Consider the following 25,618-nt stretch of genomic DNA (forward strand, 5'->3'; position numbering starts at 1 on the left):
CTTTCTGGGTGTTCACCTGCGGTATTGGCAGCCCACGTGAGTGCTCTGTCTGTTACCAGATCTGGATCGGGACCCGAGAATAGAGAACGTGTTTCTGACACGAATTGACACTACTTGGAGAGGCAGCTACGGATACATCAATCTACGGGAAATTTCATCTCGTCACCTCATATTCGGTTGTGAGTGCGCGATCACGTCGCAGTTTCTCACGAACGTTCTCGCTTCGACAGTCGACATCCAGCTGCTTTCGTTGCCAATCCTCTCCAGATTTGCCGTTCCACACTCCGTACAGTGTTACCTTTGGGTGTCGCAACACGCCGAACAGCACCGAGAGCGTATAGAGCACATCTTGGAGTTCGTCGGCTCTGTTGAAATCCTCAACCAGTGATATGTTATTGGAGCCGTGCTGAATACAGAGCGTATATTCTTCGGAACTTCCTCAATAAGTAAATATGATTTATTATGTTAGTGAGTTATACTTTGAACTCCAAATAGCCATCCGGCCTGAAATATCCAGACGAGATTCCCCTAGGACAATCGCTTCGCCTTACGTTCGTGTTTCCTGGCTTTGAACGGGTAGTTCAGTTCTCGTAGGCAGAGGGCGTAGTTATAATGGGTTGTCGCATCCCCGGGGTCAATTTCTAGCGCTCGCTCGTAGTGGGCCTTAGCCTCCTGAAACTGCTTGAGGTCGTAATGCAAGAGCAGCGCGTAGTCATGATGGGCGACCGCATTCTCAGGATCCTTCTCCAGCGCCCGCTCATAGTGGGCTTTAGCCTCCTGAAACTGCTCGAACTCAAATTGCAGCAGCTGCGCGTAATTGTAGAGGATCCCTGCGGAGGGCCACTCGAGCGTCTTCTCGTAGTGGGCTTTAGCCTCCTGAAATTGCTTGAGGTCGTAATGCAGCAACCGCGCGTAATAGAATTGGGTCGTAGTGGAGTCGGGGCCTATCTCCAGTGCCTGCTCATAGTGAGCTTTGGCCTCCTGGAACTTCTTGAGCTTGTACTGCAGGAGCAGCGCGTAGTTGCGGTGGGCGATCTCCAAATCTGGGTCTATTTCTAGCGCTCGCTCGTAGTGGGCTTTAGCCTCCTGAAACTGCTTGAGCTTGTGCAGCACCACCGCGTAGTCGTGATGGGCGACCGCGTTCTCGGGATCTATTTTTAGCGCCCGCTCGTAGTGGACTTTGGCTGTCTGTCCGTCCATCTCAGAAGCGGTCTCAACGTGGGCCGACGCGAGGGCCTCGCGTTCCTCGGGGGTGTGATCCGCCTTGACTGAGTTGACTGCCAGCGTAGCGAGAAACGCAAGTAAAAAGTCCCGGATGAGATCCACTCCGAAGCGGGCAGTTTTGGGATTGATTCGCCCAGCGAGCTGGGCGACGAACGACTCGTCAAGGATCGTCTGTACGGTTTCCGGAGCCCCCTCCATCACTCCACCCGCTTTCCCGAGGGTGTTCCAGACCGATGACCTCTCGGTTGACTCAGATTCCTCGCCAAGTATCGCGTCCAGCAAATTGTGCCGTTGCCGTTCCCACTCGCGCAGGGAATGTTCCTCAGGTTCGAGTCGCAGTCGCGCACTACTCTCTTGTCCGTCCTCGCGTTCGGTATACGGAATCGTCGCTTTCCGGCGATGATCTGCGAGAATCTGTTCGACGTTCTCGATCGCGTTCTCTAGATCGTCGGTGGATTGCTGAAGCAGAAACACTTCGATCCGAATCCGTAGGGCTCGCTCCAGCGCGTCGATAAAGCGGGCGTAAACCTCACTCATATCGCCGTCATTGACAGCGGTCCGAACCACCGCGGCTACATCTTCGACTTCGGTGGGATTAACGACCAACTCGCTCCGAAGCGTCTCTGCGGCCTCCTCGGCTATTGCCTCGGCCTTTTCGGCTTGATTGAGGAGCCCCTGCGTGTATGGGGGCATGTTACCATATCAGTCGCGCCAAACGATTACAAATGTTTCGTGTATAGAATCGATTTGGGGCAGTGGCTCGTGCGTGGATTAATGACCGTGTCTCAGAATTACTACTTACCCATACCAAACGTTCATTCTGGCTTCGTTCCGTGACTGATTCGCGCCCTCTATTCAGCAGGCCGTTTGTATCAGCCGCTGAGGATTTCAACAGGGCCAGTTCGTCCCAAGTTACGGTCACCTTTCGTGGGATGTCAACCGGGAAGCTCACGTGGTGGGCAAGCACTCCGGCCTCACGAGCCAGATCGACGAAGCCGTAGTCATTGCTAAGGAGGATAACTTGCTTTCGACTATCCTGATCGTACTCAGCATAGGCGTCGACAATCGCTTCGTCGCCCGTCTCACTCTCGATCGTGTCCGCATACCGTTGATCGCGAAGCCGTCGATATTCGTAGAGCCCAAGGAATCCTTCACGATTCGCTCCTGCTGGCTGGTTGTCTAACCGTTCGAATTCGGGTCCGAACGCATCCTCGAGAGCCCGTGTCTCGTAGTGGTTGTAATGCCAATTGAGTTCCTCGTAGATACCCGTCGCGAGGGCGAAGCCATTGACTGGACTTCGGCCTTTGTCGTCACTGTATCCCTCCGGATCCAGTTGGAGTACATCCGGCATCCGCCACGCAAGGAGATTCGTATCAATGCCTAGGGCCACAGGCTGATGGCCAGCGTCAAGGTCGGGATACCCCTGCCGGCGGAAGAATGTCGCCACGTCCTCGTGATTTTCGATGTCGACAAGGCCCCCAGCAACGAGCGCTCGGATGTATGTATCCTTGTCAGGCAGGTCTTCGTAGGCCTGTTCACCATATGTCGTGTGGAGTTCCTCACGGGAATCTTGGTATGTGAGCGCCCCTTGTGTGAATCGGACCGTGGTTGCGACAGGATCGGAAAGCTCGATCTCGAGGAGCTCTCCAATCTCCTCACATGGGTGCTGGACACTAACCGAGGTAACCCCGTCCGTGTATAGCGCGTTGAGGAGATGCGTAATATGGTGGCGAGCAAGCTTCATTAGAAGACCTCCTGGAAGTCAACGAGCTCAACCACTGGTCTCGGGACATCAGGGTACAATCGACCGTAGAACCGGTTGTTCGAAACGTAGAGATAGAAGACGTGGTCGGCCTCAAACTGAATCCCTGCTTGGAACGCGATCGTCGACATAAACTTCCGACCGGGGGTAACGTCAACCGCTGCCGTACCCCCATCGGCCTGTATCTGAGCGATTGGTTCACGAAAGTGCTCGACGATCCCCTGGAAATCTGTCTCTGTTTCGAGGTGCGTCACGGAGAGTTCAGGTTCCTCACCAACGTATTCGACAACCACACGCTCCATCATCGACGTAATATCGACAAACTGGTCGCCGACTCCGGGATTCTCCAGCACGTACAGTTCGTCGGGACGAAATCCATCCTCGCAGGCCGCAATCAGCGGGTTGATGACCGCCTCCAAGTTCGTGCTCATTGTTGTGAGCCACGCATCCACCATGGCTCACCGACCTCCAGGCGGAGCGCTGCTGGCTTGCCATCGATCGTACTCGATTTCGGGGTGCCGGACTGCGACGCGTCGAAGTGACTCATACATGACGTGGAGTTCGCCGACCATGGTGTGGGCGGTGTCACGAAGGTCCGCTAGTTGATCCTCTGGACTGGAGTCCGTCACTGGCTGTTGCTCCTGCGGGAGCCGAAGCTGTGTGATGTAATCCAGAATACCCCCCGTTCCGCTCGCTAATTGCGAAAACATATCGCCTACTTCGGAGACAGCATCCGGGTAGGCAGCAATGATCTCTTCAGCAACTGAGACATCGTAGGCTGCTTCGATGTCCGCCGGTGAGTCGTAGCCACCGATCTCGTTACGTCGCAACAACGCCTCACCGGCGTCGGCGAACGCCCCAACCAAGACCCGCGTCGCCCCCGCAATCGGGTCTATTCGTTCGATGCCAACCGTCTCAGTCTCGCCTTCGGTTATCGAGTGCCGAATTCCTGCGAACGCCGCATACGCGCGAATGAACGCATTCCCTGCCGCATGCCCGTCACGCTTGATTCGTTGCTGGTCTTGCTCGGGGAGGCCATCGAAGGCGTCGACGAACGGATACTGTGGGACAGGGACAAGTGCCGGCTGCGAAGGATCTAACTTCTCATCAAGATCGATCTGTGGGGCGGCATAGGTGGAAGTACGACCACTGTGGACCGCATACGCTCGCCGTTCCCAGTCAAGCATCGCCGCTCTCGCTGGTGTCAGCTCGTGATACGCAGTTCCGATACTGCGATGTGGCGACGGATGCGGACGGTGTCCAATAGTTGCCTCTTGGAATTCACCAGCGGAAATGTACGCAGGTCCCTCGATTGTGCGTTCCCTGAAGACGATCGTCCCGTCATCCATCGTCGTACATCGCTTCCCAGGAATCGGCATCCGGATCGTCAACAACCGCTGTGCTAGTCGCTTGAGGCGGTCAGATTCCTCTATTTCTGTTGTCCATCGGTTCGGGATACCGGACGTCCCAAATCGGGCGCCAGCCACAGCGCCTGCGATCGCACCGACCGTGTCGGTGTCGCCACCACTGTTCACTGCTTGAACGATCGCGGATTCGGCGGACTCGGCGGTTAACCCGTAGAAGAGTCCAGCCTGGAGTGAATCGACGACGTACCCAGAGGTCGCAAGTTGGGATTCAAACGGTGCCGCATCGCGGTCGCCCGTGATGACGTCTCGTACGTGCGTGAGTGCCGTTCGAAGTTCGTTTGGAGCTGAAGCGGTATTCTTGAGCGCGGTCCTGAGCGGGTCGCGTTCGTTGCGAATGAGGTTTGCGAGCGTTCGGTTCAGAATCACACAACCCCACCGGCAGCGCGGGTCGGCATGTGTAATCGCCGACGAAAGCTGACTGACCTGAGTGAGTTCTGCGTCGAAGTGCCGAAAGGCGATCGCGTACGGCGCACACCGCATTACGCTCCCATTGCCGGCGTTGGATCCTTCCGGCCGTGATTCCCAGACATCTGCGCCAGCCTCGTCCCAAGACGCTCCTTCTCTGACCCGGGATAGGGAATCACGCGTCATCATTCCGATATCGAATGGGCGAGACTCCAGCCACTCGACGAATCGACTCGCCACGTCGTCTGGGTCAAACCCACGTCGATCGGCGAGACTCTCCGCGATACAAAGCGCCATCTCAGTGTCGTCAGTGATCGTGCCCGGTGGCTGGGCATGCGTGCCGTGGCCAAGCATCTCCGTCACCTCGCCATGCTTGGATTCGATCTCCGCGGCGCTGTTGAACTCAACTGGTCGGCCGAGTGCGTCACCACAGGCCAACCCGAGGAGACATCCCTCGGCGCTTTGCTCAATTGTCATGGGACTACGATATCTGCCTGCTCGTATAACTCTACACAGGGCGCCCCCTGCGACCGAGTCAACGATCGGAATTTCACGATCGCACTCATCCGTTGATCTGGCCGAGAGCCCAGGAGGCCCTCGTGCGGACATCAGCATTTTCGTCGCCATGCGCACGCTCTTCCAGCGGAGCAGTCGCGTCTTGAGCAGCAAGGTAGCCCAGCGCCCAACAGGCGTTCTCACGGACCCGTGGATCATCATCCGACAGTAGTTCGATGAACGTCGGCGTGACGTGCGCAACCGAGTCCGGGAAGTCGTCAGCGACCCGGCTAAGCGCACCACTCGCGTTGACGCGTGTGTACGTATCGTCGACGGTCAACAGTTCAGATATCTCCTCGGTGTACGGCTCAACGACATCGGTGTGGATGATCGCTACGTCGCCAATCAGCGCGATTGCGTTATTCCGGAGTTGGGGATCTTCAGCGGTCAGCAGGGTCGCGACGTCATCGACAATGTCGACGCCAACGCTCGGGTATTCACCAACGACACGACCGAGTCCAGCAGTCGCGTTCAATCGGACGGTGTCGGACAACGAATCATCAAGTATCACGTCCCCGAGTGAGTCAGCAGCTGGCTTCACCGCGTCAGGATATTCGCGCGTAATCCGTGACAGTGCGTACACCGCATACGGCAGTGCCTCAGCCTCATCTTCAATTATCGTCGAAAGTGTCGGAACCGCATCCACCACGTCATCAGGGTCTTCAGCAGCGATTGTAGCAACGCACCGGGTTGCTTCCCGTCTGACGGAGACAATATTTGAGTTGAGATATGGTATGAGGTCGTCAGCGAGCGGAGCAATCGCCCCTAGATCGGTCTCTCCAATTGCCCGGAGGGTGGCTAATACGTCGGCCCGGGCGGAGTGATCTCCACTCTCCAATAGCGTCTGGAGAATCGGAATTGCTGGCGTACAGTCCGCCGGTCGCACCGTGGCAACCTGACGCAGGGCCCGGACCGCATTCTCATCTTGGCGCATGTCACCGTCGGAACGGTCTAAAAGCGTGAGAACCGAAGAAATACGGACCGCCTCCGGCTGTGTATTGGCCAAACGGCGGAGCCCGATGGCCTCCTCAGCAGGAGTCTCTGCGCCGGCGGTGTACAGCTTTGGTGGCGGCTCAACCACAGAAAGCAACTCAATTGCGTCGACGGGGACAGTGAACTGGTCATCACCGGGCGCAAGCGGGGTACATTGGAGCGCCGGCGCTGCGGACGGTCGTTCGAGTGCCACGGCATCCATAGAAACTGAATGGCATAGCCGTGTCCGCTCGACTCCATCATCCAAGTACGTAATCTCAAAGCCAACCGCATCTGCATACTCGTCGAGAAACGACGATAGCGACGACGCATCCGCCGGCATAATTCCGGCTGAGGTTGGGAGCCCACCGTCAGCCTCGATATCACGAGCCCACGGAAAGTCAGGGTGAATCTGGCCCTGTTTGACTGCCGGCACGAACTCCCAGGCGTGATAGTGCTCCCACTCGTCGACGTCGCTCAGATCAAGGTCGTCGACAACGATGTAGTCGTCCGCGTCTGGGTGTAGGTCGGCGATGAGTGCCAGGCGCTCGCGACGGCGCGGAAACCGCTCATACCGACCAGTGGGTTGTTTCTCGCCGAGCCACTCGTCCCACTCATCGGGGTGGCGACCAACGATGTCGACAACACCCGGTATTGCGGCCTCCTCGGCCAGCGTCTGGTTCCCAATGGCGTAGACCGCATGGGGCGTCTCATGAGCAAGATGACGCACCCACTCCAACGGCACGGCGGTATGGCGGGGATGTGGATTCACGTCAACCGTCCAGTCACGGTCGAACGCGAACACGAGCATCAGTCGCTCACCTCATTGGGCGTTGCGGGCGCCTGCTGGCACAGCCGTTCGATGAGTTCCACCTCCTGTTCCATCGTCTCATCACCGACAGTGTCCATCTCGTCTGCGAGGTAACGCCGAAGCTGGTCGAACCGCCCCGCATATCGCTCGGGAACAATCAGCGGCACAGACGTGCGCTCGTGCTCGCCGCGCTGATCGGTGAGCAACCAGTCGTCGACGCCAGTCGTGTTATCGGCCCGACCATGGATGTCCGCCGCCCACGTCCGGAGTTCGCGAGCGTACCTCGCCAGGGCGATAGCCTTGCGGACGCCGTTGTGCGCGTACCTATCGGACTCGTTGGGAACATCGACGGTGACGCGCTCGGTGTACTCGTCACCATCTCGTTCCGTCCATGAGGCGACCAGGTCGAGATCCGCGTCTGAGCGCATCTGTTTGAGGCGAACAAGGATGACGCCGCCGCGAGCCTCGCCATCCTGTTTGGCGGAAGGGAACAGCGTTCCAACGTGCATCAGGCGGTCGGTTGCGGCGTCCGCGGACGGTGAGCCGTGAACCGCCTCGATCTCGTAGCCATCGGCGTCAAGATCGAGGTTCAGGTCATACACTAACGGAGTGACCATGTAGTCGAACTCCTCACCAAGCCGGCGCTCGAACTCCGTGGCCGAGTGGATGAAATAGTGGTTCGCCCCGCGAATACCAGACAAGGTATCCGCGAGCTCCGCGTTCGCGTCTAGCCCCATGCCGATGAACGTCGTATGAACTCCCTCAACAGCCGCCTCCGCGAACAGCTTGGTGAGTTCGCTCTCTCCCGTCGCCCCCGTGTTTGGCATCATGTCGGTCATGAAGACGACACGACGCTCAACGGTCGGTCCAGACGCTCCGTCGACCAGCATATCGACCGCCGCCTCGAACCCGTCTTCGAGATTCGTACTGCCGCCAGCAGCGATCTCCCGGATGTGACGACGTATCGCTGGCATGTCGGTGGTTCCGACATCGCGGAGTGGCTTCGCGACGTGGGCGCGGTGGTTGTACAGGACGACGCCCAGCCGGTCCTCGTCGTGGAGCTGCTCGGTAAGCGCGCACAGCGACTGCGTCGCCGCGTCAAGTTTTGTTGCCGCGCCGTTCTCAGCCTCGCGCTTGTGCCCGTGTTCGTCGTAGTAGTACGCGTCGAACGAGCTGTCCATCGAGCCAGAAACGTCGAGGACGGCGACAAGATCCAGCCGTGGCCGCTCGAACTCATCAACCGAGAGCGTCGAATCCAGTCCCACCGACAGGTAGCGCTCAGTCTCTCCACTGAGTGGGTGATCGCTCACAGCGGCCGCGTAGCGCGGCGCGAACAAGGCGTCCGACTCGGTCCGCGTGCCTGTCTCGAAATGGTAATCGTAGAAGAGTCCCTCGTCGCTGATCGCCCCCGGCTGTGGCGTGTACCCGTTTGCGAGGTTCTCCCGAAAGTTGGCCACGTCTTTCGCCCCGCCAGCGGCGAGTCCAACTGTCTCCTGGCTTGCCGAGTTTGCGCTTGCTGGCGCCTGAGATGCGCTCTCCATCAGCTGATTTTGGAGTATCCGATCGTCCTCAGCGGGGTCTCGAAGTTCGTACGCGTCGACGTGGCGTCCACAGGACTCACAAACGTAGTCGGGTGGGGAAATCGTCTCGTCGTTATCCATCGACGTCCAGTCATCGACGAGTGACCGGTCGTCACGAACCCGACGGATAGTCGCCTCGGCATCGATGATTCCGAACGGCTCGTCGAGAGAGAGCTGTGATGCCGCCCGCGTGGCAGCTGACCCAGCTGCGTCAATAGTCTGCCCTTGTCGAAGCGCTCCCCCGCAGTCAGGGCATTCTCCCCTACTTTCGTTTGCTGCGGAGACGGGGGCAGCGCCCAGGAGCCCCGAAATGTGGTGGGTTGCTCCAGTTTTCAGGTCGAGGAGAGTCTCACTCTCAGGCGAGACGAGTACCGTGAACTGCCTGCCAGATTGATCGGCAACCAGCAACCGGTGGACGTGTTCTCCGTCGCAGTCGATGGGTCGCCGGGTGATGAATTCGACTGCGATGTCATGACGTTGCCCGTCTGCTATGTCCGCGTACATCGTATCCATGGTGTCTGTGTGGTCTGTCATACCCCGGACAGCCAACGGGTGGTTGACGACAGCGTGGACGCTCGCCCAGGATCGCTGGAGAGAGTAACCACCATTACGATGCGCCTTTTACTACTTTCACACCCACCAGTATGCGATAAAGTTTGATAAATGCTTCGCCAATAAGCAAGGCAGAGCAGATATTAGAGAAAAAAGACTCACTACAGTGTTCTTTAAATCGTTATTGAGGAGAGATACTACTCTAAAGGATGGATTGTGTGAAGGAAATAGCCGCTATGCTGTCGAGTATTGTGTCGAAACAATCATTGCGAAGGGAGTCGTTGGTTAGTAAACAAACCCATGGCTATCGACGCTGGTGATGCTCTCGTCCGGGCGCTTCACGACCATAATCCGTGGTGGGAGCGTGGACCAGAGGCATTCTCACTCCCAGCACGTCAGAAGAGCGACTTCTATCACTTGGCCCGTCCCGACGAGTCCGGAAGCCAGTTCGAGGACCAACCACTGCTCGGTCTCGTAGGACGACGCGGCGCCGGGAAGACCACGCTTCTCCACCAGTTCATTCACCAGCGCATCGAAGCTGGCGACGATCCGGAACGATTCCTCTATCTTCCATTCGACGCGGACCCGCTTTACCAACTCCAGTCCGATGAACAGCTGCGGCGTGTGGTCCGGTACTACGAAAGTCGGATTTTGGGCCGCATCGAGGCAGACCACCCGCACTTCATCTTGATCGACGACGTCCACCAAATCGAACATCCGAGCAAGCCGACTATCGACGGGTGGGGTGGCCCCGTCGCGGAATTACTCGAAGATGTCCCAGGTCGACACATCGTTGTGACCGCCAGCGCCGGCATCCAAGTCGAACGGGAACTCGAAAGCATCGGAATGCCGGCCAATGACTATGACATCCAGCCGATTCTCCCCGAGAAGTTCCGGGACTACCTCTTCACATTGTATCCAGACCTTGAGGAAGAAGATACTCGCGTGAGCCCGACCTCACTCCGTACCGGGGAAAACAGTCTTCCAGCAGCTCTCAAGAGTGGAGATACCGAGTCACTCGTCGCAGAGCTCCGTCAGAAGTACGAGAAAGTGGCAGCTGTCGAACGACGCATCCAGTCACAGGTCGTCGAGTACCTCGCGATGGGTGGTACCATCAGCTATGATCTTGACGGCGCCGCCGAATCTGCGGCCGATCTGACTAGGGATGACTACGCGCGGCTTCGAGAGGACGTTCGCGACGCGCTCTACCAGGAGGTGCCCGGCTTCGAGTCGATTCAGACAATTGCAGATCTCGAACGGCTCTGTGCGCTCGCCGCCCGGAATAGAGGGACTGACCCGTTCCGGTATCAGGACCTTGTTGAACTGTTCGACGTCGACCGGCGGACGATCGCCGATAGCTACCTCCCTGCGCTGGCAGAGCTATATCTGTTGACTGGGGTTACTGAGTATGACAATAGTCGCCCCCGGTCGGTACGTCTCTATCTCCGAGATACGGGGTTGGTAACGGCACTAGCAGACGGTGACGCTGTAACAGTCCGGAGTGACTTCGACCGCGAAGCCGACCTCGCTCGGGTTGCGGCGTTCGACCACACGATGCGATTCGCCTACGGGATCAACGCCACCCAAGGCACCGACGAGACACCATCCGTCCAGTATTGGCGTGGACGGACGGGTGAAGTCGACTTTGTCTTCGAGATAGATGGAACACCTGTCCCGATTGGATTGGCATATCAGCCACGCGAGCGTGAGGACTCACTCGAAGCTATTCGAGAGTTCAAGGAGGCGTACAATGTCCCTGTTGGATTCCTTCTTGCTGGTGATACAGTGGGTGGTAACCAACCGATTGAGTATCTTGGTGAAGGGGTTATTCAGTTGCCATACTGGCTGTACCTCCTATTGTGTTAGCGCAACCGCGCTATGTTTTCGATTCCAGCGATAGCATACAAAATGCGACAACAAATATTATCAGATAGAATACTAATGTGGACACATGGAATTTACTGGGGATATCCCAGAAGTCGATGTTGACCGAGATACAGAGTTCTTTCTGAAGTGGACTGTTGAAAAGTACCACAACGAAGTCAACTGGAAGCAGGTACGCGATGATTTTGAAAAGACTGCGAACCTCGTTCGTTCACTCATAGAAGCCTGTGTGGACGCGCAGACGCTTGGATCCGCAGAATTGAAAGCTATCTGCCACGCGACGAACGATCACCTAACAAAATCCACCTTTCAGGGATATATTCGCGAATTCGAACTAGATAACGCAACAAAACAGACACTCATTGAGTCCGTTCCGGAGTCATTTGGTGTGGTTGGTGGCCCCACAATGGAGGTCTCAGTAACAAGTGCCGAGGCTGAAAAAATACTGCTGAAGGCGTTTTCAGTACTTCTCGATGAGTCCTCATCTCAGGAAGAATTATTAGATGTTGTTGATGAGATCGCCGCCGCTGAGACAGAGGGGGCCAAAACTGGTCGTTTGAGCCCTGTCTTGAGCCTCTTAAGACCGGAGTTGTTCCCGATAGCAAATGGCCCCACAAGGGACGGATTGAAACAGTTCTTTTCTCTGCCAATCAGTGATTCGCTGGCAGACTACAGAGAAGAGATCCCAAAATATGTCGCAGTACGAGAACAGTTTGGGTTCCGAGACCATTTCCGTGACCTAGACCGGTACTGTCACTGGGCACTCGAGGGTGAAGGGAATGAAATTGCCACATGGTTTGAGCAGAATCAAATAGAGAATCGGACAGTGTGGCAGATCAATGCGGGTGTCTCCAGCGAAGGAGAACCAGAAGCACTCTGGCCACTCTGGAAGGACCAGGGCATTTGTTCGCTCGGGTGGAATTCGGCTGATCTCACTGATCTATCTGATGATGAAATTGAGGAGCAAGCAGCGAAGTGGGATGGAGAAGAAGTAGCCGCCTACTACAAGCGCTTCTCCCGTGAAATGGAACCTGGCCAGATTGTAATCGCCAAAGATGGGTACGATATTCTCGGGATGGGAGTCACAATGGGAGGTGGATATCAGTACTGTGGCGACTTTGTAGAGTCCAAAACTGGAGTCCACCATCCGCATGTCTGGCCAGTCGACTGGGTTGTTACCCCAGATAGCCCACAAAGTACCAGTGATTGGGATCTTACGACGAATCTCCTATCTAGAACAGCACTCAGGCGAACGACGGCATTTGAACAACTGCGCTTAGTGCTCACACAAAAACGACCGGACCTGCTTCAGGGGTTAAGCGAGCTCGAGCGATTGGTCTCTGATCCGCCAGCAGCCTCGCTCTCAGAGATATGCGACCAGAAAGAAAACGAGCCCTCCTTCTACTGGGTAAACCAGGGCAACAAAGCCGAACGTGAGGGAGAGTACCTTCGGTCCAGCGACAAATATTACACACGTGATTTGACGAAATTACGGCCAGGAGATATCCTCGTTCACTACTGGGATGGCGCCGTTCGCGCGCATTCTGTTGTTCAAACTGAGGCTTACCAAATCTCAGGAACAGAGTTGGAAGCTGGCGACGATGAGGAAACGTACTGGCGGGTGGATGTTGATCTCACGTATTTCGATACAGAGAGAGATTTCGAAACAATCGCTCCTGTGCTACGTCGTGATGACGTCAAACAAGGTCGCGAAAAATATGCGGTGAATGCGGCTGGAGTTCAGTCGTGGTATCTGTGTAATCTAACAGAGGTTGGAGCGAAATACTTGATTGAGACATATCCTGATGAACCAGTCGATACACAGTATTTCTGGGTAAATGCTGAGACGACGGACTGGCACCACGAGGACGGTGAGGTATTCTACGGGATAACGAACTCAGCTGGAGAGCGGCGACGGAATCAAGCCGCGTATGAGGACGCTCGTCCCGGGGATCAGGTGCTTGTGTATCGCATTTCCCCGGTGAAGCAAGTTGTTGGACGGGCAATCGTGACCCAAGGTCTCCACGAGGAAGCTGCCTCAGACGGTACAACTGAGTCGGCTAAGGGAATCACACTACGCTGGAACGAATCAATAGATGGGGCGCAATGGAGTGATATTCAAGATGATGACCCACTCTCGGAAAGCAAACTCGTCGAGTCTGATAATAGCTTCATCATCACAGAACTCACAAAAGGGGAGTACGACCGGATTCTGGAATTAGGCGACATTGAGCGGTTCGAGGATTTTGCTGATGAACTCTCTATCTCAACTGAGGATATTTCGGTAGATCGGGAGAACCTGTATTTCCCTGATGAAGAGTGGAAGCGCATTAAGCGACGGATCGAACAGGCACTAGCAAACGGAAATCATGTGTTGCTGTTTGGACCGCCAGGGACAGGGAAGACCAAGTTGGCCCGCCAAGTGTGTCAAGCAACAGTTGGAGAAGACGCGTCAGAACTTGTGACTGCGTCGGCGGACTGGTCGACGTTTGACACGGTGGGCGGGTATCAAACGACGGCTTCGAATACACTTGAGTTCAAACCGGGCGTGGTGCTGGACCGATTCCAGGCGGACGATGAGGGAACACCAGCAAATGAGTGGCTAATTATTGACGAGCTCAACCGGGCAGATATCGATAAGGCGTTTGGGTCGTTGTTCTCGGCACTGACGGGGGAAAGTGTCACACTACCGTTTGATGACGCGAAGGGCGAGCCGATCGAGATTCTGGATGCGTCTCGCAGCGATGAAGAAATCGGCCCAAACCGCTTTTTCATTCCCGAAGATTGGCGGATGCTGGCGACAATAAATACGCTTGATAAAACGTCGTTGTATGAGATGAGCTATGCGTTTATGCGGCGGTGGGCGTTCATTCCAGTCGGAATCCCAGATCTGCCTAATCGTGAGGATGGCGATGACTCTGAACTCGAATCACTCGTCGCAGACTATGTCTCAGTGTGGGCGGCAAACGGTGACGTGCCAGAAGCAGACCAGCACTACGAGACGGTTGGGCGTATCTGGCGAGCAATCAACGACCGGCAAGCGATCGGCCCTGCCATCGTTGAAGACATCTATGAACATGTTGTAGCCGAGCCATCTGTGGAGGATGCGGATTACGTCTCTCCGATTATTATGTATGTGTTCCCGCAATTAGAGGGCCTGCGACGCGACGAGCTACAGAACGTACTTGAGAGGCTTGACGACATTGTCGAGGATGAAAGTGGCGAGTTGTGGACAGTTGCTCGTGATTTCTTCCAGGTGGAACTGAATCAGGATGGAGGAAACAGCTGATAATGGCGAAGACACGCGAAGAGACACTAGTACAGGAGATCGCCGATGATTTCCAGACGTATCTTCGGAAAGGCGTTCGATTTGACCGCGTCATTGGATCGGCACATGCGGACCTTGATATCGATGACATCGAAACGCTGCTTCGAATCCACTTTGTCCTAACCGACGCTGATGTTGACCATTCGGAAGTCGGGGTTCTGGATTTCATGCGACAGTTGGAGGATCGGATTCGGAAAATGAAGACGACGACGGCGCCAGAGTCGTTCCAATACCGAGGCGAGATCCGAGGGCAAATCGACTGGCAAGGAACAATGAAAACACGGGCACGTGCTGGACGGTTAAACGAACCCGTATTCGTGTGTACACAGCCTGAAGAGCACTACAATATCGACGAGAATCTTGTATTGAAACGACTTCTGGCAGTTATTCACGATATAGTCACCAATGATCTTGAGTACGCATTAGAGAATCCAGCAGGGTATGACTGGTTGAACGGGTGGGTAGACCCGAATAACAGCGGTAGTAGTCAGGCTGTCGAGTCGGCAGCAGAGATGTTAGATCGAATTTATGAGCAGAACATCTACCTCCAGCGGATCTCAGTCGCTGAAGCGGATATAACGGATAGAACGATCGAATCTGTGAAACGGTCGCGATCGCGGTTTTATCAGGACGCAGCAATCCTGTTGGATCGCTATCGGCAGTTAATGAACCACGAGTTGAACAGTACTGAAGCGCGTGAGGTGTTGAATCACACTCTCATTGCCCCAGCAAACACTGACACGTTGTTCGAACTATATTGGGTCTTCCGTATTCTCGAGGCGTACGATGACGTGGAGTATAGAGTGTTAACAGACAGCAGAGATTCGCCATCGACGATCGCTACGTGGCGGCAAGACGGCTCACGATTTGTTCTGTCACATGACGCGACCGGCGAAGGGCTCTCATTCAATGAATCGATCGGCGATGAAGAGATCAAGCCAGATGGATACTTATACCGCATAAACGAGGTGCTTTCCCGATGGCAAGCGGTTTCAGAAGATCTCCTTGATCGCGGGGGCAGTGATTCGCTGTGGGGTGGCCGGCCCGATATCGTCCTGGAACAATACCATGAGACAGAGGCTGGTGAGGAAGAACTCGAACAGGTGTTCCTCGGGGAAGTAAAATACACGCAAAATACAGATTACGTCGCAACCGGACTTCGTGAATTATTGGAGTACATGGCGTTTGTCAAGCAAAATCAAACTGGTGATTACGTTGAATCTGCGCACAACCTGCTGGAGTCAGTTGATGTTAAGGGGCTGTTGTTTGTTGATGAATTAACGCGTGAGACACGTCGTGACCGTACTGAAGGCGTGAAAATCATTCAGTTTCCAGAATCGCCAGGATCAGTATTATGAAAGAGATGACCGATGCTGCGCGAACACCACATAGATGGACTCGAACGGCTCTGTTGAAATCCTCAGAGAGCTACATGTTCGTCGTGTAAACAGCATGTACTGTTGAGGTACCGATTACGCGTCAAATACCGATCGGCATGTCCTGTCTGCGTGTCAAGGAAACGTCTCCTGTACGGGACTCACAAATATTTGAGCGGTACAAAGATATATTGACACTCGTTTCGTAGAAGCGTCCATGAGCGAGTTCGATCCGGCTCCTGACTCACCGACAGAGACGCCACGGTGGCAAGACGGTACCGATACGTTCGGCCGCGTCTACGACGTGGTTCTCGGTCTCACGTCACCGACGACGTACACGAGGGTTGCAGAACTCGCTGACTGCTCTCCGAACGCCGCAAAAAAACACCTCGATCGCCTCGCGGAGATGGGGATTGCCCGCGCTGATCGTGACACCCGCCCGGCTACGTACGAGCGACACAACGGGTATCTCGAATGGCAAGAGGCGAGTCGGATCGCCACGGACCTCTCTGTCAACGCGATCATCGACCGCGTCGAAGCACTCGAACAGCGACGGACGGAGTACGAAGCCGAATTCGGCACCACCGACCCAGCCACCGTTACCGTGTTCGACGCCGAAGACCACGACACGATCCACGACCGCATGACTGCAGTAAGCGACTGGCAAGGCGTCATTCGAGATATTCGCTTGTACGAACTCGCCCGCCAACTCTCCCAGAACGACGGACACCTCATCCCCGCCTGAAATGAGTCCGCCCCCGGAGGACGCAGCTGCTGACTCAACGGGCCCCCCCGATCGACAAACATTACGCCTGCTTGAACGACAGTTGACAACAGACCCACTCGTCGCTACCACCCAGTTCGACCCAAATACGTACGAACCGCGACTGCTCACTGCCACCCTCAACACTGAACGGTACCCCGATGCGGTCACCGACGCGAGGATTGACATCCGATGGTTCACAACCGGTGATTTTTCCATCCACTACGTCGAGACCCGAGGAGACAACACCCACTGGGAGTGCCGCTGGGACCGGCATCCAAACACACACAACACCCGACTTCATTTCCACGAACCACCAACCGGTACTGACGTCTCAGATCTCGACCTCGCTTCACTCCACCCACTCGATGTCTACTCAACGGTGTTCAAAGCAATCGAACAGCGCATCAAGTCACTCTGGTAACGCGCGCCGGCTCGATGACACGCGCTGATTCGGTATCGTCGACGGCGATGATGCCGACGTTGTGGTTCCTGGCTTGTGCGCGCGCTGTGTCGGTGATGCTGGCGGCTGGCGCGGCGACGTACCCGAGGTTGACTTCGGGGAGGTGCGCGTGTGCTTGGGTGATGCCGCGGGCGACGTCCGCAGCGGCAGGATTGGTGTTATGGCCTTTCGCTTCGATCACCGTGACTGGTGTCGTGGCTGCGTGGCCGTTCAGCACCTCAGCGGCTGGCACCCCAACGCCGAGGAGATCAGGTTCGCCGGCAGCGAGTCGGATCGTGTTGTACAGCGCAAGCCGGTCTCGAAGCGCTTGTGGAATAGTCCAGCCGCCCCACGTGGGTTGCGTGAACTGTGTTTCCGTGAATGCGTACTGATCCGGGCTCGTTTCGATATCTGGAAACAGCGTGTCTTTCGCGGCAGCGAGGACCGTTGGCTCCGCAAGCGAAACTGCCATTATCCTGTCAACTAGCGGGCAGCTGATATAACTGGGGGATGAGAAGCGTCTACAGTACAACGAGTTATTGAAACCCGATTGGTCGGGCGTCTTCTTTGGTTTGGGTTGCTGAAGGGGCTGTGTGGTCTTCGGCGTCGTTCAGCGGGGGGATAGTGGACGTGAGGAGTCCAGCGACGGTCATCTTTGTGTGCCTGATCTGATCTATCGCGTCGCGGTATTCTGGATGCCCGAAGTCGGCACGGTGTGGGAACACGCGGTCACGGAGTAAGACGCCGTTCCACCGATCGTGTTCGCCGTATTCGAGTCGAATCACATCTGGTGAGCCGGGGCCGAGTTCGTCGTGGATCGCCGTTTTAAATTCAGTTTCGTGCTCTTCGGCGAGTTGAAGATCCGTTTGGATCGTCTGATTGACAATCTGTTCTTGTTGGTCGCCCGGCAGCGAGGCGAAATCAACGTCAGCCCGTTCAGAGAGCTCCTCGGCGGTGTACTGAGATCGTAGTCGGGAGACAAACGTGTACGGACACTCGATGGTAAACCGCGGTTCGTCCGGGACAGCACGGAACATTACGTAGTGACCGTCGGCAAACACGTCCAGTCCGTGCCGGGAGTTGTTTTCGTCGCTGGGGTAGGTGTTCTCATCGATATCGTCCCCGTTCGCGTGAGCTGCCGACGCAAGCGTCCCAATCGCATCATACAGATCAGCCATTAGTTTGCCAGAATCTACCAGAGGGTAGGACAAGAAATTATTGACCGTCGAGAACTTCCATCTGCGAAGTATGGATGTACATTGAGGTATTGTTCGGGAGAGCGAGAGAACAGGCTGATGAGTCGTTCAGTGCGGTGAGTGACGAAAGAGGCCAGAAATGTTGAACATGTAATAGTATTCGGATGTACAGCGGATTGCTACTCAGCGGCAGTCGTTGGAGCGTACCCCTCGCCCTGGAGGCTGGTCAGAATCTGATCGATCTCCTCAAGAATTGTATACAGGTTCTCAGTCGTCCGCCCGCTACTCAGAAACTCATCACTATCTGTGTTCTCGACAAGGAGGTTCGCGTGGGCGACGTCGTTCCGGAGCTCCGTAATATCGTGTAAACGCGACTGCGCCTCACCTGTAGTAGAAAACCCGCACTCCTGCCAACAGGCCTCGACGCTCGACACAATCGTACTTAGTGTCGAAAATTGAGCGTAGTGGATCTCCGATAATTCTACGTTGGCCGCTTTGGCATCCGCATACCGGGCTTCGATACCATCGATTTCGTCGGTACTCACGGAAGTCTGCTTCCAGTCTGGAACCTCCGCTGAAATGAGCTCTCGCAGGTGTTCTTCTAGGTACGTGATGCGATCGAAGAGATACATCCGTGCGGGTGGTGTGTTCAGATCCGCACGGGTGAGGATGCCGGTGATCCGGTTGTGGCCCCCAAGGAAATAGACTGGTTCCTCGATTAGCGCTGCGAGACTCTCTGCGAACGACGTGTCACCGCTAATCATGTAGTCTATGGTGAGCGGCGTGAGCGCCGTCTCAAGCGTATCACCGGTATCATCGGTGTCGACATCGGCTTCGTGGATGAACCCTACTGGGTCGCCGTCCCGGTCGACTGGCGCGGCATCGTAGCCGTTCGTTGCGAGCCACTCGGCAGCAGTACTCGGTGCGGTCTCGTACGAAACGTGTTCAACAGACCCAGTCGCGAGTTCTGCCGCGGTGTTCTCGTACAGATCTCGAGCCACACACATTGCTGAAACGGGCTTGATATTCAACGTACGGCCCGCCCGAACCGGCAGCTCGGTATCGCTGGGCGCCGAAAATATTATATCTATAGAACATATATTAGTAATTGATTATGTCTAAAGGGCATTTCTATTCGGCGGGGGCGAGTATTGAGTACGGGACAGCGTCCGACCTCTTCCCCGTCGAGGATCTGGATGCGACAGTCCTCCAGTATCGAGATGCCCACCTCGCACTCGACGCGGTCGACGGTGATGCGGTGATCGTGGTCTCTCCCACGGGTCTTGCGACCGGCTACAAACTTGGGGGGCACCCAGTAACGGCCATCCGTGTCGACAGTCTCCCTAGCGAAATCAGTACCACGCTTGATGACGCAATTGACGACTACATCAAGGAGTTCGAACTGATTCAGATCGGCAAGTGGCACCACAGCAGCCCCAACCACTCGCTTGCTGAGTTCACCGACGCATAGTCCGGGTTGAGACGACCACCTCCACGACACCCCACCATGTCAGATTCACTTGCCGACGAATACCCGGAAGCCGCCCCGTTCATCGCCAAAGCCGTCGAGGACCACGGCGAGGAATGGGTCTTGGAGAATTACTACTCCGAGCTCTATCCGCTCAGCCAGGTGATGTCCATGCCGGAGAAAGAGGACCTCCCGTTTTTCGATCCGGAGACCGACGAGACGCTGTCCAAAGACGAGCAGGTCAAGATGTACGAGGCGTGGGCTGAGTACCGCGAGAATTTACGGACTGGCACGAAGCCCGACAAGTGACCAGAAACGTCCTGTACGGCCCTCAGTCAACAATATTCTGTGTGATATTATCCGTCGCTCTATTTAAATAAATAGGCTACGCTACTGTTAAATCAGATTGTTCTTCGGGAGGTGAGACATGGGTAGCTCCGTCAAATCGGTCTTAACCTCATAAATCCCCACTCACTTTCGCAGCGCCTACTGGTAGATTCGGATCTTCCAGATGAGTGCCTTCCTTACTTAACGAATCTATCGTCTCCTAACTAGCCGTTTTCTGATTCTTCTGTACTGTTATCCTCCGGTTCACTGTCGACTTCTCTTGAGATCTCCATCAGCAGAACCCCGAGCATGAATCCAAAAAAGACACCTAACAAAGGTTGTTCGCCTAAATTCTCCTGAGCGATTGATAGTCGGAACTCCCATCCAGGGGAGGTCTTTTGTTGGATTGGTGAAATTCCAAAGGCTCGACTACTGTCAACAGTACTGTTTGCCCATTCGGCTGTGTCTGTATTAGAAACATTTGCGACGATGTCGAATACCGTACGTTCAGACGGGAGGAACTGATTCCCCTGTTTAGCGTTCGCTAGAGCAACGACATCTTCAAGCGTACTTTTGCCATCTGTAGCCTTTCGAATGCGTTTGTCTAAGTAGGCATTAAACAACATCCCTCGCTCGTATGGAACACGATGATCGGTCCACGTTGACCGGTTCGATAGAACACCGTGGCTACCTGCGCTAGTCTCCAATCGCTTATTGTATTCGCGTGGCGAGAGCGTCCCGGCGCCCAACATTAATCGGAGTGACATATACTCGGTTGTCCCCTCATTGAACCAGCTCATCTCACCCAATGAAGCATCACCGAAAGAATGTCTTGTATGTAAATACTCGTGAAGCACGATACGCGTGGTAGTCAATGATCCATGCCGACTGGACGCCCACGCGTCTGCTTCGTGTGCTTCACCACTGGAAGTGGGATCAACTTTTCCTGGTGTTACGAATACTGTTGTCTTGCTGTAACGATGTCCAACATCGTACTCAGTCATCGCGTATTGGAGTTGCTGCTCGATTTGCTCCCCGTTAACCGCCGATCGGCTCTCGGCAGCGATGATGGCCGTCACTTCGTGGCACCTATTTTGAAGAGTGATGGCTGAATAATTTCCTAGGTAGGCGAATCGCGTACCAACGTGGCCGCCTCCAGGGGTGGTGTGGTGGACTCGCGTCTGGATGTACGAGGGGAGCGGTGTATGAAGCCACGATTCACCGCTAGCATAGGAATCATTGATGGATAATCCAGTTCGCACACGATATGTGAGAGTCGGTGCTGCCTGCTGTCCATCAAAGGAATAGGTCCCATCCGCGGTTTTCGAAAATCCAGTCGTGTTGACAACGGTGGCCGCAGCGGGTGGGTCGATCTCAAATGGGCTCAATTCACCGTGACCATCATATGTGATTTGGACTGTGTCCTCCTCAGCGAGTCGTACCTCTCCTGTAAGCCGAGCCGACTCCCACTGTTGGGCTGAAAAAGCATCTATACAACTTTCAGGGCCTTTGTTCTGGGCTTGTTGGGCTGTTGTAGCCGTAATGCCAGCGGCGAGGACCACAATGATAAGTAGCAGAACGAGACCGTATCGTCGCATAGAGACACACGGTTAAAGACAGACAAAAGAGTTAGTCAAGGAGAGTGAAACTGAAACCAGAAGATTGACTTCTTGATGACGTCCTCACCCCGCTCTCAAAATAGGTTACAGCATACTAGAAGGTGATCGAAATGTACGACGCGTGGGCCGAGTACCGCGAGAATTTACGGACTGGCACAAAGCCAGACAAGTGACACTAATTTGGAGAACGGTGCGGTGCTTCATCAATACTATTCAGCGTCAGGATTAGTCTGGTCACCCCCATAACAGACGATTTGGAGTTCGTTGGCCCCCCCTCAATCGCCTGGGGTTTTGTTCCCGTAGCATTGGTGAGCGGATTACCCAAATGTACACCGTGAAGCGAGCGGGTGACGTGAGGGGTCGCAACGACGATGGTGTCGACTACGAACTTCCTCGACGCACCCGAGTACAACTGAGTGTTTCAACAGCACATGTCACCGGATACTTGTGCGCGAGAGGGCTACCGAACACAGTGACAGACGACCACGGCGGGTTCGAACACGCTCGGGAGAACGTCGACGGCCACCCGATGGTGAGTTTGCTCAGCTACGCCAAGCCCTACTGGGTAACTCTCACGCTCGGCGTGCTCGCGGCGTTCCTCACGAGATTTGCCCGACTGATCCCACCGATCGTCGTCGCAGCCGCGATCGATCGAGCGATCCGCGGTTCGGCCGACGCGGGACTGTTGACCGACGTGGGCTTACTGCCGCCGGGTGAGATCACCGGCGAAGCGGCTCGCCTCGCGGTCCTTGAACAACTCGTGCTCATCGCGGTTCTCGCGTACTTGGTCAGGTCGGTTGCTCGGTTTGTGTCCCGGTATCTGCTTCAAGCGACTGCGCAGAAGGTTCAGCGTGATCTGCGAAACGACACGTACGACCATCTCCAGCGGCTCTCGATGGATTTCTTCGCCGATCATCAGACGGGCGGCATGATGTCGATTCTTAACAGCGATATCAATCGGCTTGAGCAGTTCCTGAACACGGAGTTTCGACAACTCATCCGCGTGATCGCAACGGTCGGCGGGATTGCCATCATCTTGTGGACATACTCGCCGAAGCTGGCGCTCATCGCGCTCGCACCGGTCCCGGTCATCGGACTGGCGAGTAGCCAGTTTCTCACCTGGATCGAGCCGCGGTATAAATCGATTCGCGAGACCGTCGCTCGACTGAACACGCGGCTCGAGAACAACCTTGGTGGCGCTGCGGTGATTAAGTCGTTCGACCGGTATGGCTTTGAGCAGAATCGGGTTGCTGAGCAGAGCGAGGCGTACCACGATGAGAAGGTCGCGGCGCTGCGAATCCGACGTGGGTTCTTTGCGACGCTGCGGCTGTTAACCGGCGTCGTGTTCGTCCTCGTTCTCTACATCGGTGGCACTGATATCATCACCGGCATTCCTGGCCAGGCAGGGGCACTGACCCTTGGTGGGTTCGCGCTCTTTTTCCTCCTGTTGCGGCGGCTGTACTCGCCGATGCGTCGTGTCGGGAAGTCAGCCAATAAGTACCAGCTTGCGAAGTCGAGTGCCGAGCGGGTGTTCGGGTTACTTGGCCGCGAGCCGACAATAACCAGCCCTGACTCGGCGTACGTCCCTGAGTCGGTCGACGGGAGGGTCACGTTTGACGATGTGACGTTCGCCTACGGGGACCGCGAGCCTGTCCTCCAAAACGTCTCGCTTGATGTTCCCGCGGGAACAACCATCGGGCTTGCCGGGGCGACCGGGGCCGGCAAGTCAACACTCCTGAAACTCATTCCCCGCTTCCACGATGTCGATGACGGGGCAGTCCGGGTTGACGGGACTGACGTCCGGGAGTATGATCTCCAGTCGTTACGGGATTCGATCGCCATTGTGGAGCAGAATCCGTACCTGTTCTCGGGGACTGTCGCAGAGAATATTGCGTACGGCGACCGCGAGATACTTGACGCCGAGTGGGCAGAAGACCCTGACAAAAGCGCCCGTGCTCAGGTTGAGCAGGCGGCAGAGGCCGCCGCAGCTGACGAGTTCATCATGGACCTCCCGGATGGATACGACACACAAGTTGGCGAGCGGGGTATCAAACTTTCAGGCGGCCAGCGGCAGCGTCTCGCTATCGCCCGAGCACTGCTCAATGATCCTGAGATCATCGTCTTTGATGAGGCCACATCGGACGTCGATACAGAGACCGAGAAGTTGATTCAAGAAAGCCTTGAGCGGCTGGTTGAGGAGCGGACCGCGTTCATTATTGCCCACCGGCTCTCGACGATTCAGAACGCAGACGAGATTGTTGTGATGGATGAAGGCGAGATCGTCGAGCAGGGCAATCACGAAGATCTGGTCGCCGGCACGGGAACATATGCGAACCTCTGGCAAGGGCAGGCTGAAGCGTCTACTGCTGACGACTGACCTACGGCTGTCGCTGACGTTGTGCCAGCTGGTGAGTCTTCGGGGAAATGACGTACCTGAACATGTGAACTACCCACCCTACTCACCAGCTGACGCTGGTTCCTTGAGGGTGGGGCTTCCTGCTTCCACGACGCGCTTTACAGACACGGATGTATCCACAGGGAGCGCAGTCTCCACAGGCGTTTCTTCGGAGTGTCCCACTCTTAGCTGGTCGTATCCGCGAGAAAGGAAAATGAAGCCGATGTATACAGTTTGTCTGCTAACACATGTTAAGTACGCGGATCCCACATAGTAGAACCGAAGTATGAGTGGCGATTCAACAGTGTGTTCGGAGTGTGGCAAGCCAAAATTCGCCTGTGAATGTCAATTCCGCCCGGAGTATCTACCTCCGGATGACAAAGAGCGGTGCCTGAACTGTCATGGACCAGAAGATCGCTGTGTATGTGCCCCATCCTCGGATGCTGAACTATCAGTGACACTCGAAACACTGGACCCAACCATCGTAGTTGAAGGATCCATCCTCTCACAGGTTGATCAAGACGTTTTGGTGAAGTTGGTGGAACATAGCTTCTCGACAGAGTGCGCTGTATCTGCCGACGGGGCTTTGACTATTAACAACGTTCAGCAAGAAGCGATTGCTGATTATTTCCGACAGCTTGGCTATTCGATCGTGACCTCGAATCAAGACGATGATGAAAACGATTTCAGTGATACGACCGGTGACACAGGAGTATATACCTCTCAATCTACGACTGATAATTAAACTCCGTCAACGGAACCGAATCCAGAGATTTACCTCCTCTTGCGCCTCAAGACGCGAGAATCCCACCACGGGATTTCAGGCCAGGACCTGTCCTCTGATTTCAAGACGCATACGTCCCGAGTATCACTTGCGTGATAGCATCGGCTTGGGTGTCTTGTGGGGCAGTCAATTGCGGAACGTGTATGTTGAACGCGTGCTTCTCGTATTCGCTCAGATCGTATTTGACCACCACGTGAATCGTGACGGTCTGCGTGGTACACCGGCCGTCAAAGGCGTCTTAGAGAGTATGCTTGTAGGCCTCTCGCATCTCTCGGGAGTCCATCCGTTGTGGGCGTTTGGATCCACAGATTTGCGTTCAAGCGGTTTCGTGAATTCGGTCAAGAATCGGTCTCCTTGTGTTGCTGAATATATTCCTCGATAGTCTCGCTCGACACCTGCCCAGAAGTCTCTGCGTAGTATCCTTCCGCCCACCTGATTTGCTCGCCGTCGTGGTCGGCGTACCGGTGATTGTACTTCCGCGAGGAGATACCTTTGAACCAGTCGGCGAGTAGCGCCGGTTCGTTTTTGGATGGACTACTAACGAACAGGTGAACGTGGTCGGGCTGAACGGTGAGATCGAGTATCTCGAGGCCTTTGTCCTCAGCTATTTCGTGAAGGATAGACCGGACACGGTTGGCGACTTCGTTGGCAAGTACCGGAGTGGTGTCTTTCGGCAACCATACGATGTGGTAATCGAGGTTATATGTCGAGTCCCGTGTGAGCTTCATCCGTGCCACACATTATGTCC

At 55.4% G+C, this 25,618-nt stretch carries 20 protein-coding genes and 1 pseudogene; 9 read left to right on the plus strand and 12 right to left on the minus strand.

Features of this window, described 5'->3' with window-relative positions:
* Window positions 1-528: 528 nt before the first annotated feature.
* The 6 genes from B378_RS0101450 to B378_RS0101480 all read right to left on the minus strand — a co-directional run bounded on the left by B378_RS0101450 (window position 529) and on the right by B378_RS0101480 (window position 9,270).
* Entirely contained in the window at window positions 529-1,917 is a 1,389-nt protein-coding gene (locus tag B378_RS0101450) for a tetratricopeptide repeat protein (RefSeq protein ID WP_017342049.1), read from the minus strand.
* A gap of 1 nt (window position 1,918) precedes the next feature.
* Window positions 1,919-2,968: a hypothetical protein gene (locus B378_RS16065; RefSeq protein ID WP_192812421.1), complete on the minus strand. Its 1,050-nt coding sequence runs from the start codon at window positions 2,966-2,968 to the stop codon at window positions 1,919-1,921.
* On the minus strand, window positions 2,968-3,441 hold the full coding sequence (locus tag B378_RS0101465; RefSeq protein WP_155118157.1) for a CRISPR-associated ring nuclease: 474 nt from the start codon (window positions 3,439-3,441) through the stop codon (window positions 2,968-2,970). Before B378_RS0101465 ends, B378_RS16065 begins: the two co-directional genes overlap by 1 nt.
* A 3-nt stretch (window positions 3,442-3,444) precedes the next feature.
* Entirely contained in the window at window positions 3,445-5,295 is a 1,851-nt protein-coding gene (locus B378_RS17455; RefSeq protein WP_082224193.1) for an ADP-ribosylglycohydrolase family protein, read from the minus strand.
* A gap of 85 nt (window positions 5,296-5,380) precedes the next feature.
* The gene (locus tag B378_RS0101475; protein ID WP_155118159.1) at window positions 5,381-7,156 is read right to left on the minus strand and encodes a HEAT repeat domain-containing protein; all 1,776 of its coding nucleotides are present in this window, start codon (window positions 7,154-7,156) and stop codon (window positions 5,381-5,383) included.
* The gene (locus B378_RS0101480; RefSeq protein WP_017342055.1) at window positions 7,156-9,270 is read right to left on the minus strand and encodes a VWA domain-containing protein; all 2,115 of its coding nucleotides are present in this window, start codon (window positions 9,268-9,270) and stop codon (window positions 7,156-7,158) included. The genes B378_RS0101475 and B378_RS0101480 overlap by 1 nt, the downstream gene beginning before the upstream one ends.
* A gap of 318 nt (window positions 9,271-9,588) precedes the next feature.
* On the opposite strand from B378_RS0101480, the gene B378_RS15995 reads away from it, so the two are divergent.
* The 5 genes from B378_RS15995 to B378_RS16085 all read left to right on the plus strand — a co-directional run bounded on the left by B378_RS15995 (window position 9,589) and on the right by B378_RS16085 (window position 17,063).
* Window positions 9,589-11,154 carry an ATP-binding protein gene (locus tag B378_RS15995; RefSeq protein ID WP_082224194.1) on the plus strand — a complete coding sequence of 522 codons (1,566 nt, stop codon included), beginning with the start codon at window positions 9,589-9,591 and terminating at the stop codon, window positions 11,152-11,154.
* Window positions 11,155-11,239: 85 nt separating this feature from the next.
* Window positions 11,240-14,461: an AAA family ATPase gene (locus B378_RS16075; RefSeq protein WP_082224195.1), complete on the plus strand. Its 3,222-nt coding sequence runs from the start codon at window positions 11,240-11,242 to the stop codon at window positions 14,459-14,461.
* 2 nt (window positions 14,462-14,463) lie between these two features.
* Window positions 14,464-15,858 (plus strand): hypothetical protein, encoded by a 1,395-nt coding sequence (locus tag B378_RS16080; RefSeq protein WP_082224196.1) that lies wholly within the window; start codon window positions 14,464-14,466, stop codon window positions 15,856-15,858.
* 235 nt (window positions 15,859-16,093) lie between these two features.
* Entirely contained in the window at window positions 16,094-16,621 is a 528-nt protein-coding gene (locus B378_RS0101510; protein ID WP_017342061.1) for a hypothetical protein, read from the plus strand.
* 1 nt (window position 16,622) lies between these two features.
* On the plus strand, window positions 16,623-17,063 hold the full coding sequence (locus B378_RS16085; protein WP_082224197.1) for a hypothetical protein: 441 nt from the start codon (window positions 16,623-16,625) through the stop codon (window positions 17,061-17,063).
* Here the strand turns inward: B378_RS16085 and B378_RS15670 are convergent.
* The 3 genes from B378_RS15670 to B378_RS0101525 all read right to left on the minus strand — a co-directional run bounded on the left by B378_RS15670 (window position 17,047) and on the right by B378_RS0101525 (window position 19,278).
* The gene (locus B378_RS15670) at window positions 17,047-17,553 is read right to left on the minus strand and encodes a hypothetical protein (protein ID WP_017342062.1); all 507 of its coding nucleotides are present in this window, start codon (window positions 17,551-17,553) and stop codon (window positions 17,047-17,049) included. The two genes, B378_RS16085 and B378_RS15670, sit on opposite strands and share 17 nt — an antisense overlap.
* Window positions 17,554-17,617: 64 nt before the next feature.
* Window positions 17,618-18,259, minus strand: coding sequence for a hypothetical protein (locus tag B378_RS0101520; protein ID WP_017342063.1), 642 nt, complete (start codon window positions 18,257-18,259; stop codon window positions 17,618-17,620).
* Window positions 18,260-18,456: 197 nt separating this feature from the next.
* Window positions 18,457-19,278: a CBS domain-containing protein gene (locus B378_RS0101525; protein ID WP_026046118.1), complete on the minus strand. Its 822-nt coding sequence runs from the start codon at window positions 19,276-19,278 to the stop codon at window positions 18,457-18,459.
* A gap of 113 nt (window positions 19,279-19,391) precedes the next feature.
* On the opposite strand from B378_RS0101525, the gene B378_RS0101530 reads away from it, so the two are divergent.
* Window positions 19,392-19,748: a hypothetical protein gene (locus tag B378_RS0101530; RefSeq protein WP_017342065.1), complete on the plus strand. Its 357-nt coding sequence runs from the start codon at window positions 19,392-19,394 to the stop codon at window positions 19,746-19,748.
* A gap of 36 nt (window positions 19,749-19,784) precedes the next feature.
* Entirely contained in the window at window positions 19,785-20,054 is a 270-nt protein-coding gene (locus tag B378_RS0101535) for a hypothetical protein (protein ID WP_017342066.1), read from the plus strand.
* A gap of 242 nt (window positions 20,055-20,296) precedes the next feature.
* Here B378_RS0101535 and B378_RS16580 read toward each other — a convergent pair whose 3' ends face one another.
* Window positions 20,297-21,670 (minus strand): hypothetical protein, encoded by a 1,374-nt coding sequence (locus tag B378_RS16580; RefSeq protein WP_155118161.1) that lies wholly within the window; start codon window positions 21,668-21,670, stop codon window positions 20,297-20,299.
* Window positions 21,671-22,163: 493 nt separating this feature from the next.
* Between B378_RS16580 and B378_RS0101540 the strand changes: the two genes are divergently transcribed.
* Entirely contained in the window at window positions 22,164-24,068 is a 1,905-nt protein-coding gene (locus B378_RS0101540; RefSeq protein WP_017342067.1) for an ABC transporter ATP-binding protein, read from the plus strand.
* A 78-nt stretch (window positions 24,069-24,146) separates the two neighbouring features.
* Here B378_RS0101540 and B378_RS16090 read toward each other — a convergent pair.
* Window positions 24,147-24,296, minus strand: a pseudogene (locus B378_RS16090) (RNA-guided endonuclease TnpB family protein); the annotation flags it as partial.
* A gap of 244 nt (window positions 24,297-24,540) precedes the next feature.
* Between B378_RS16090 and B378_RS16585 the strand changes: the two are divergent.
* A complete protein-coding gene (locus B378_RS16585) occupies window positions 24,541-24,831 on the plus strand; it encodes a hypothetical protein (RefSeq protein ID WP_155118163.1) in 291 nt (96 codons plus the stop codon).
* Window positions 24,832-25,208: 377 nt separating this feature from the next.
* Here B378_RS16585 and tnpA read toward each other — a convergent pair whose 3' ends face one another.
* Window positions 25,209-25,598 (minus strand): IS200/IS605 family transposase, encoded by a 390-nt coding sequence (gene tnpA / locus B378_RS0101545; protein ID WP_017342068.1) that lies wholly within the window; start codon window positions 25,596-25,598, stop codon window positions 25,209-25,211.
* Window positions 25,599-25,618: the final 20 nt, after the last annotated feature.

This window comes from Halorubrum sp. T3 (genome assembly GCF_000296615.1).
GTDB lineage: Archaea > Halobacteriota > Halobacteria > Halobacteriales > Haloferacaceae > Halorubrum > Halorubrum ruber.

Excerpts from the sequence above, each read along its gene's own strand:
- B378_RS0101450 (WP_017342049.1), bottom strand. The coding sequence starts at position 1,917 with ATGCCCCCATACACGCAGGGGCTCCTCAATCAAGCCGAAAAGGCCGAG.
- B378_RS16065 (WP_192812421.1), bottom strand. The coding sequence starts at position 2,968 with ATGAAGCTTGCTCGCCACCATATTACGCATCTCCTCAACGCGCTATAC.
- B378_RS0101465 (WP_155118157.1), bottom strand. The coding sequence starts at position 3,441 with ATGGTGGATGCGTGGCTCACAACAATGAGCACGAACTTGGAGGCGGTC.
- B378_RS17455 (WP_082224193.1), bottom strand. The coding sequence starts at position 5,295 with ATGACAATTGAGCAAAGCGCCGAGGGATGTCTCCTCGGGTTGGCCTGT.
- B378_RS0101475 (WP_155118159.1), bottom strand. The coding sequence starts at position 7,156 with ATGCTCGTGTTCGCGTTCGACCGTGACTGGACGGTTGACGTGAATCCA.
- B378_RS0101480 (WP_017342055.1), bottom strand. The coding sequence starts at position 9,270 with ATGACAGACCACACAGACACCATGGATACGATGTACGCGGACATAGCA.
- B378_RS15995 (WP_082224194.1), top strand. The coding sequence starts at position 9,589 with ATGGCTATCGACGCTGGTGATGCTCTCGTCCGGGCGCTTCACGACCAT.
- B378_RS16075 (WP_082224195.1), top strand. The coding sequence starts at position 11,240 with ATGGAATTTACTGGGGATATCCCAGAAGTCGATGTTGACCGAGATACA.
- B378_RS16080 (WP_082224196.1), top strand. The coding sequence starts at position 14,464 with ATGGCGAAGACACGCGAAGAGACACTAGTACAGGAGATCGCCGATGAT.
- B378_RS0101510 (WP_017342061.1), top strand. The coding sequence starts at position 16,094 with ATGAGCGAGTTCGATCCGGCTCCTGACTCACCGACAGAGACGCCACGG.
- B378_RS16085 (WP_082224197.1), top strand. The coding sequence starts at position 16,623 with ATGAGTCCGCCCCCGGAGGACGCAGCTGCTGACTCAACGGGCCCCCCC.
- B378_RS15670 (WP_017342062.1), bottom strand. The coding sequence starts at position 17,553 with ATGGCAGTTTCGCTTGCGGAGCCAACGGTCCTCGCTGCCGCGAAAGAC.
- B378_RS0101520 (WP_017342063.1), bottom strand. The coding sequence starts at position 18,259 with ATGGCTGATCTGTATGATGCGATTGGGACGCTTGCGTCGGCAGCTCAC.
- B378_RS0101530 (WP_017342065.1), top strand. The coding sequence starts at position 19,392 with ATGTCTAAAGGGCATTTCTATTCGGCGGGGGCGAGTATTGAGTACGGG.
- B378_RS0101535 (WP_017342066.1), top strand. The coding sequence starts at position 19,785 with ATGTCAGATTCACTTGCCGACGAATACCCGGAAGCCGCCCCGTTCATC.
- B378_RS16580 (WP_155118161.1), bottom strand. The coding sequence starts at position 21,670 with ATGCGACGATACGGTCTCGTTCTGCTACTTATCATTGTGGTCCTCGCC.
- tnpA (WP_017342068.1), bottom strand. The coding sequence starts at position 25,598 with ATGAAGCTCACACGGGACTCGACATATAACCTCGATTACCACATCGTA.